This window comes from Armatimonadota bacterium, from assembly GCA_039679645.1.
Classification (GTDB): Bacteria; Armatimonadota; UBA5829; order UBA5829; family UBA5829; genus UBA5829.
Genome location: JBDKUO010000044.1, coordinates 25,653 through 33,166 on the forward strand (window position 1 = coordinate 25,653; position 7,514 = coordinate 33,166).

General features: G+C 49.7%; 7 protein-coding genes. 3 read left to right on the forward strand and 4 right to left on the reverse strand.

Annotation, left to right across the window (positions count from 1 at the left end):
- Positions 1-31: 31 nt before the first annotated feature.
- A complete protein-coding gene (pcrA, locus tag ABFD83_09195) occupies positions 32-2,194 on the reverse strand; it encodes a DNA helicase PcrA (GenBank protein ID MEN6357244.1) in 2,163 nt (720 codons plus the stop codon).
- 420 nt (positions 2,195-2,614) lie between these two features.
- Between pcrA and ABFD83_09200 the strand changes: the two genes are divergently transcribed.
- From ABFD83_09200 to ABFD83_09210, 3 genes are all read left to right on the forward strand, one after another.
- Positions 2,615-3,355 (forward strand): hypothetical protein, encoded by a 741-nt coding sequence (locus ABFD83_09200; GenBank protein ID MEN6357245.1) that lies wholly within the window; start codon positions 2,615-2,617, stop codon positions 3,353-3,355.
- A gap of 163 nt (positions 3,356-3,518) precedes the next feature.
- Positions 3,519-4,094, forward strand: coding sequence for a PEP-CTERM sorting domain-containing protein (locus tag ABFD83_09205; protein MEN6357246.1), 576 nt, complete (start codon positions 3,519-3,521; stop codon positions 4,092-4,094).
- A 170-nt stretch (positions 4,095-4,264) separates the two neighbouring features.
- Positions 4,265-4,495 (forward strand): hypothetical protein, encoded by a 231-nt coding sequence (locus ABFD83_09210; protein MEN6357247.1) that lies wholly within the window; start codon positions 4,265-4,267, stop codon positions 4,493-4,495.
- Positions 4,496-4,987: 492 nt separating this feature from the next.
- Here ABFD83_09210 and ABFD83_09215 read toward each other — a convergent pair whose 3' ends face one another.
- From ABFD83_09215 to ABFD83_09225, 3 genes are read right to left on the reverse strand one after another with little or no spacing between them, the layout of a single operon-like run.
- Positions 4,988-5,854 carry a glycosyltransferase family 2 protein gene (locus ABFD83_09215; protein ID MEN6357248.1) on the reverse strand — a complete coding sequence of 289 codons (867 nt, stop codon included), beginning with the start codon at positions 5,852-5,854 and terminating at the stop codon, positions 4,988-4,990.
- A 1-nt stretch (position 5,855) separates the two neighbouring features.
- Positions 5,856-6,695: a glycosyltransferase family 2 protein gene (locus ABFD83_09220; protein ID MEN6357249.1), complete on the reverse strand. Its 840-nt coding sequence runs from the start codon at positions 6,693-6,695 to the stop codon at positions 5,856-5,858.
- On the reverse strand, positions 6,670-7,335 hold the full coding sequence (locus ABFD83_09225) for an HAD-IA family hydrolase (GenBank protein MEN6357250.1): 666 nt from the start codon (positions 7,333-7,335) through the stop codon (positions 6,670-6,672). Before ABFD83_09225 ends, ABFD83_09220 begins: the two co-directional genes overlap by 26 nt.
- Positions 7,336-7,514 lie beyond the last annotated feature (179 nt).

Here is a 7,514-nt window from a genome sequence, read left to right on the forward strand (position 1 = left end):
CATGGATATTTTCCCCGTGGTCAAGCCGTTATCAAACCCTGCGCAAGTTAGCAATTGATACCACGAGCTTTTTTATTCCCTGACCCTCGAACGCGACCGTGACTACCTCGCTGTCTCCACTTCCTGTGGAGTTGAGTACGATTCCTGTGCCAAACTGATCGTGCTCAACTTTTGTCGCAGGTTTATAGGTAGCCGGTCCGCTGGAACGAGTCGGCTTGAACTCCGATCTCCAGCTTGTGTTGGTGGATTTGCGCTTGCTCGATGGCGATTCGGCAAAAAGTTCTTCCGGTATTTCGGATATAAACCGCGAAATGTCCGAGCGCTGAATCTGACCCATAATCATTCTCTGATGAGCAAAGCTGAACTTGAGTTCTTCACGAGCGCGCGTCATACCCACGTAACAGAGCCGCCGCTCCTCTTCAAGCTCCTCGCGGTCATCAGCGGATCGTCTGTGCGGAAAAATTCCTTCTTCCATTCCGGCCATAAACACCACCGGGAACTCCAACCCCTTCGCCGCGTGCAGAGTCATCATCGTGATCGCCTTGCCGGATTCGTCATAGGTGTCGATATCTGAAATGAGGGCGACATTCTCCAAAAACGTCCGCAGGCTGGAGTCTTCATTATTGATCTCGAACTGCTCGGTAACGGACAAAAGTTCCTCGACGTTCTCGATGCGCGACTGATTCTCCATGCTATGCTCGGCCTTAAGAGCTTCGATATAGCCCGACAGCAGCAGTATCTCCTCCGTGAGCCGCCGCACCGGCACGGTATCTACCATCTCATGCAGGTGATGAACCATCTCGCCGAACTTGGCTATAGCTACGCGAGCTTTCTTGGTGATATCAGTGGCCTCTTCGGCGCGTCTTATGGCTTCGTAGAGTGTTATCTGCTCGTTTATCGCAAACATTTCCAACCGTGAGATCGAGGTCTGGCCTATCCCGCGAGTCGGGACATTTATCACTCGCCGCAGGCTCACCGTCTCGTATGGGTTCAATGCCAAGCGCAGGTAGGCGAGAATATCTTTGATCTCCTTGCGCTCATAGAACCGCACAGCCCCCACCAGACGATACGGTATTCGCCTGTTGATCATTGCCTCTTCAAATATACGCGACTGAGCGTTCATCCGGTAGAGTATAGCGATATCCGAGTATTCGCGTCCGCCTCCGAACGAGACCATATCCTCAATCTCGCGGGCGATATTGTTGGCCTCATCTACATCGTTTGCCGATTCGATTATCTCGATATCCTTGCCTTCGTCGTTTTCGGTCCAGAGCTTTTTGTTGGCGCGTCCCTTGTTGCGCATGACTACATGGTGTGCCGCTTCCAGAATTTTCTTGGTGGAACGGTAGTTTTGTTCCAGTTTGTATACGGTGGCTTCCGGGTAGTCCGACTCGAACTGGAGTATGATCCCGACATCCGCCCCCCGCCATCGATAGATCGACTGGTCGTCATCACCCACGCAGAATATGTTATGGTGCTTTGCCGCGAGGTTGCGCACAAGCTGATACTGCGAGTAGTTGATATCCTGATACTCATCGACCATGATATATTTGAAGCGGTTCTGATAGTGCTCCAGCACGGCGGGTTTATTGCGCAGGAGAATGACCGTATACATAATCAGGTCATCAAAGTCGAGCGCATGGTTTTGCGCGAGTTTTTGTTGATAGACCTTGTATACCTTCTCCGCAACGCCCTCCAGATGTCCGACAAACCTCTTTCCGAACTCCTCAGGCAGCACAAGTTGTTCCTTGGCCCGTGATATCAGGTTCAGGATTTCCCGTGGGTGATATCGTTTCTGATCGAGGTTGAGGTTATCCAACGACTCCCTGATGAGCGCAGTCTGGTCGCCGTCATCAAAGATTGTGAAGTTTCTGTCCAGGCCGATCTCCTCGCCCTTCTCGCGCAATATCCGTGCGCAGATGCCGTGAAAAGTGCCTGCCCACATGCGGGTAGCGCCTTCGCCCAGCAGATGTTCGATGCGTTCTTTCATTTCATTGGCGGCTTTGTTGGTAAAAGTCACCGCGAGGATATTCCATGGCCGCACACCGTGCTTTTTAATTAGATTCGCAATGCGATACGTCAGCACGCGGGTCTTTCCACTCCCCGCGCCCGCAAACACCAGCACCGGCCCGTCGATATGTTCCACAGCAGCCCTCTGCTGCTCGTTTAGTGTGTCGATAATTGTAGTTTCCATGCCGGCTATATTATAGCAGATGTGGAGGGTTGAAAGTGGAGGGTGAAGAGATGAGAGTCGAAAGTGGAAAGCATGGTGTTGGTGTTCGGACGCGATATCAGATCGCGTCCGAAACAGAACCCTGCAATTTCAGATTTACAGCAGTGAATCATTTCAACGCAGTTTTGTTCTTTGCTACAGCCAATTATGTATGCGTTGAGATAGTGTTATAGATGAATGGAGTGTTACATAATGTTTGGATGTCGTGGTAATAACGCCAGTCGCATATTGCTGAATACAGGTAACGATAAAAGTATAATTGACAAAACCGTAATTATATGATACTCTGCCTTAAATAATAAGCGTCTTGAATTGTGTCCGTATACAAAAAAAGGCGCAATACACTCCATAATAATAGCCACTCAGCACTGGGGGAGAAAAATGAAAGCGTCATTTGTATTTATGGCAGCACTTGTGCTGTTGACTTCAACATCGGCAATAGCTGAGACCTATGCTGACGATACATTCGTGCCTACTAATTGGAGCAATTACACAATTTCTTCCTACTCATCAAACTCAATGTCTTACGGATATGTCCAGATGGACGCCTCGTTCAGTGGGCAAGGTCACTTCAATGGTTATATGAATGTGGATAACGTATGGGTTTACGATCCTGGTACAGGGATGTATCGGTATGATCCTGGAGTAGTGCAACTGCTTGTGGGTTTCTTGCAACATGATGCTGTCTACACACCCAGTAATCAAGGCGCAATAGTATCCATGAGTTGGACATATGATGCGGAAGGGTCTGTCAGTGGCACCGGTGGTGGGTTTTTCGACTGGCGTCCGGTGGTTCGCCAAAATGGCAGCTTTTTCGAGTACAACGGGGAGCACCTTTATAGCAATGACGGCAGTTTGCATGCTATCAGTCTCGATGGATTATCAGCCAAGGACTTTGGATGGGGATCTCATCCGGACTTTTCTAAAAATGGCAGCCAGATCGAGATGGGTGGCATAATCTCTGGTGGTTGTGGTCCGGTGTCATCCTGTTCCAGCGTATCTTTGAGCCTGGACGTAGATAATTGGCAGGTCAATATTTATGATGTGCCTGAACCTTCTACAACCGGATTCCTGATAAGCAGCTTGATAATGCTGGGTCTATTGCGACGATCTAGACCTTGAAGATAAGGATGGAAAGTCTAGACCATTATTTGCCTTTGGCAAGCCCGCATTGCAGGGATAATATGAATCCAAGGTCTCGAAATATGCAAGTCATTGCCAGGCTTGCATGAAAGAAGACCATGCAGTCGGCATACAACACTACTTAAGAAAGGAGGAGAGAGAGATGAAAAGAATCCAATTGATACTTGCGCTGGTGTGCGTTGCACTGTTGGTGACGGCAAGCGCAGCCATTGCTGAAAATGCGCCGTGGTGGCGCGGACAGAATAACACAGCCCTTGCTGACTGGACTCCGCAGGGCCTTACATTCAATGCCGTAGGCAATGGTTTAGAACCATATGTAACACCATCCGTGGTTGTCGGCAGTAACTATGTATCGATAAGCATACCTAACTTCTACCTGACCAATAATCCACAAAAACTGATGCGGATTCAGGTCTGGTGGGAACTCGGCGGTGTAAAGCCGACATTCGATGTCGTCAACGGCATCTACGGCCTTCCCGGAAACGAGACTGTCCGCCCCTTTGATCTTGTCAGCGAGACAAGTGATCCTGTCTATTCCCTCTCGGATTGGGTGATAGAGCCGAATCCGTATTGGGAACAAATATCGCTCGGCAAGACTGCCAACACAATTATCGACAGGATTATAATTGACACCTGGTGTGTGCCGGAGCCTTCGTCAATTATCGTCTTGGCTGGTGGGTTAGGCACACTGCTCGCGTTTAGAAGGCGCAGAGTGTAGCCGCGTAAATCTAAAAGAATCTCTGGGCAGCAGACGGACTGAGGCGACCGTCTAGCTATCTCGGAGAATAGTGAATGAACTCTCGCGGCTGTGGCAGAACAGGATGTCTGCCGAGTTCATTACGAATGAAACAAGATGTTCTGTATTTAGAGGAGGGAAGGGAAATCGCAATGCAAAAATACATTAGAGTAGCTTTGTTTTGCGTAATTCTATGTGGGGTTTTAGCTGTCGGAGTTTGGGCAACTGATTTATGGGTTCTTCAGTTTTCGGATACGCATTACACAGCATACAATCCTGCCAATGGGACCAGCGCTTGCGTACAGGCGATGAACGTTATGCCGGGCACGACCTGGAATTATGTTGGTGGTCGGACGCTCAGCGTCAGGCTCTTCACAGTGTAATCGAAGGCTATCGTGTTATAGCCATACTTCACAGCCATACTCATTACACTCAACATTATAGTTGTTTCGGTTGTGATATATACGATCCCGGCTCAGCAACATATAATGGCGGAGTAAGTATGCTGCATATAACGAATAATACGGTGCAATATCTCCATTACATCGCCAATTGCTCAGCTTCCCGAACACTGACAGATCTGTCCGGCAATTGGACCGGCGGCACTTGGGATTGGGCATATAGCAAATCTTACTAACATCAGTTTCTACTAAATTCTACTTGAGCAACATGTAATGTGCTTATCGCCTCCGGCGCATAATGAAATGTGGAGTCTATTCAATTGAGTGGACTCCACTTTTTAGTATGCCGGGCATGCGCTCTATCTCGGAGGTGTAGGTTCAGGAAGTCTGTGTTCGGATGCGATATCCGGTCGCGTACGAAACGAACGTCGCAAACCATCATCAAATATAAAATCCAAAATCCCAAATACTAAATCAGTTGTGTGGTTTTGTCCGCTTAATCAATGACCTCTGCCTCAACCAGAGCGCGATTATTGCAAGCGGCGTAAGAAGGATTTTCAGGCTGTGCGAGTTGTATTTGAGGTAGTATCGCAGCATGCTTTTGTGATGCTGTTTGATCATAGGCACGGGGTTCTGGTCGCTAGCCGCTCCGATCCTGTGCGACACCGATACCATCGGGTAATACACCACGCGCCAGCCTGCCATGTGCGCTCGCTTGCACCAGTCCACATCTTCGAGGTACATAAAGAACCTCTCGTCAAGCAGCCCTGTCTGCTCGAAAGTCTCTCTTCTTGCCATCAGAGCCGAGCCCGAGAGCCAGTCCACATCCGCGATCTGATCGTGAGCGAAATCGATCATCAGATAGTCGCGCACGAACCTGTTTTTTGGCGAGAGCTTGCCGAAGATAGTGTGGCGAAAGATAGCTGCGAACATAGTCGGGAAATGCCGTGCTGAAAATTGCAGACTCCCATTGGGGTTTAATATCTTCGGCCCAAGCATTCCTATATCGGGGTTATCGTCCATATAGCCGACCATCTTTGCCAGGACGTCCGGTTCGAGCATACGGCAGTCCGGGTTGAGCAGCAGCACATACCTGCCCCGTGAGCGCCTGATCGACAGGTTGTGAGCCGCGCCGAAACCGAGGTTCACGCTGTTTCGGATAAGCGTTACCTGCCCGTCAAATTCTGATGTGATCATATCAGCCGAGCCGTCCGAGGACGCGTTATCAGCCACGATCACCTCAAAGCTTACCGCCCCATCCTGGGAGAGCATCGAGTTCAGACAATCACGCAGTTCGTCTTTCGTATTCCAGTTCACTATGCTTACTGTAACGTCGATCAAGTTAGCCTCTCAGCGCCATACTTATTCTGATGCATATGCTCGTCAGCCAGTACATAGGCGCAGATATTTTGCCCTTGAAGTGCTTGTTATAAAACCTCAGAAGCGACTTATGCGACTCTCTCGTCATCTTGCGCCTGCCGGCCTGCTTAGTGCCCGCCGCGCCGTGGTGGATCACTGTAGCATCGGGCGTGAAGTATATTTTATATCCCCACAAATGAGCGCGATACAGCCAGTCCACTTCATTAAAGAAAATAGGAAACTGCTCGTCAAAGATGCCGATATCATCCAGCGCACTCCTGCTCAGTATCAGACAGGACCCCATCGGCTGGTCGACCTCGGCGGCCTTGTCATACTTAAAATACGTCATTCTATACGCACCGAATGCCCTGCTGTGTGGGAATAGTTTTGAAAGACCCAGAAACTCCCATGCTATTGCGCCGGGGTAGGGGAATGACCGCACAGAACGGTCTATTGTCCCATCAGGCCTGACCAATTTCCCTCCTGCAGCCGCTGCATCAGGGTGAGAAACCATGAAATCCAGCAGAGCGTCTATTGAGCCCTCGGTTACCTCAGTATCCGGATTCAAGAGTAGAACGAAGTCTCCTTTAGCCAAAGCCAGAGCCTGATTATTCCCACGGGCGTAGCCGTAGTTTTTCGAGTTGGCAATAAGATGGACGTGCGGAAACTCAGACTTGAAAGCGTGTTCATCAAAATCATCTGAGGCATTATCTACCACAATGAACTCATACTCGCACGACGGCGCATGCCTCTCAATCGACTTCAATAGTGCCATCAGGAGGCCAGTGGTGTTCCAGTTAACGATTATAATCGATAATTGCACCCAGCACCTCCATCAGATTATCAGCCACATAGTCCGGCGCCGCTTTTGAGAAAAAGTCAGGCGGGCGGTCTTCTCGCAGAAAGCCTATAGTTTTGACTCCCGCAGCCTTGCCGCACGCCACATCCATCGTGTGATCGCCCACCATAACGCTTGCATCCGCTCTCGCTTTGAGAGCGTCAAGAGCAGTATTGACCGGATCAGGATGGGGTTTATGATGTGTGGTGTCTTCGCGGCAGATCAGAATATCAGGTTCGATCCCGACTATACCGAGCGAGCCTTCACTGGCTTTTCGACAGTTGCGGGTGACAATGCCTACCTTTATGCCATGTTCTTTGAGCGAACCGACCATTTCACGCGCAAAAGGTATTTCCTTCGCTCTTTCAGCATGATCGAGTTCGATTTCCTCAAGAATGTCCATTGCGCGAGCACGAAATGCTTCGCACTGATTATCAAGGACTGCGCAGGCGCTGTCTACCACGCCGAGGATGTCGAGGAGCATCAGCCCCGAAGTGTCTACTCCACACTCGGAGGCCAATTCTATCATTTTGCGCTTCATCAGGGGGAAGTCGATGTTGGTCTCCACCAGCGTCCCATCAAGGTCAAATAAGGCTGCGTCGACCGCGGTCAGCAAAGGCTTCATTGTTTTTATTATAGAGGCGACAGGTAAGAGGGTCAAGCGGTGGTTCAGATATGGGTGCGTGTCAAATCTACGGAATTTTAATAGGTAAAAGATGAGGCTGCTGGCATGAAAATGGACGGTCAACGCCGAATTCATTTTTGTGAGAAAATAAAGGAGGCGAGCCACAATCATGCCAGCAG

Excerpts from the sequence above, each read along its gene's own strand:
- pcrA (MEN6357244.1), bottom strand. The coding sequence starts at position 2,194 with ATGGAAACTACAATTATCGACACACTAAACGAGCAGCAGAGGGCTGCT.
- ABFD83_09200 (MEN6357245.1), top strand. The coding sequence starts at position 2,615 with ATGAAAGCGTCATTTGTATTTATGGCAGCACTTGTGCTGTTGACTTCA.
- ABFD83_09205 (MEN6357246.1), top strand. The coding sequence starts at position 3,519 with ATGAAAAGAATCCAATTGATACTTGCGCTGGTGTGCGTTGCACTGTTG.
- ABFD83_09210 (MEN6357247.1), top strand. The coding sequence starts at position 4,265 with ATGCAAAAATACATTAGAGTAGCTTTGTTTTGCGTAATTCTATGTGGG.
- ABFD83_09225 (MEN6357250.1), bottom strand. The coding sequence starts at position 7,335 with ATGAAGCCTTTGCTGACCGCGGTCGACGCAGCCTTATTTGACCTTGAT.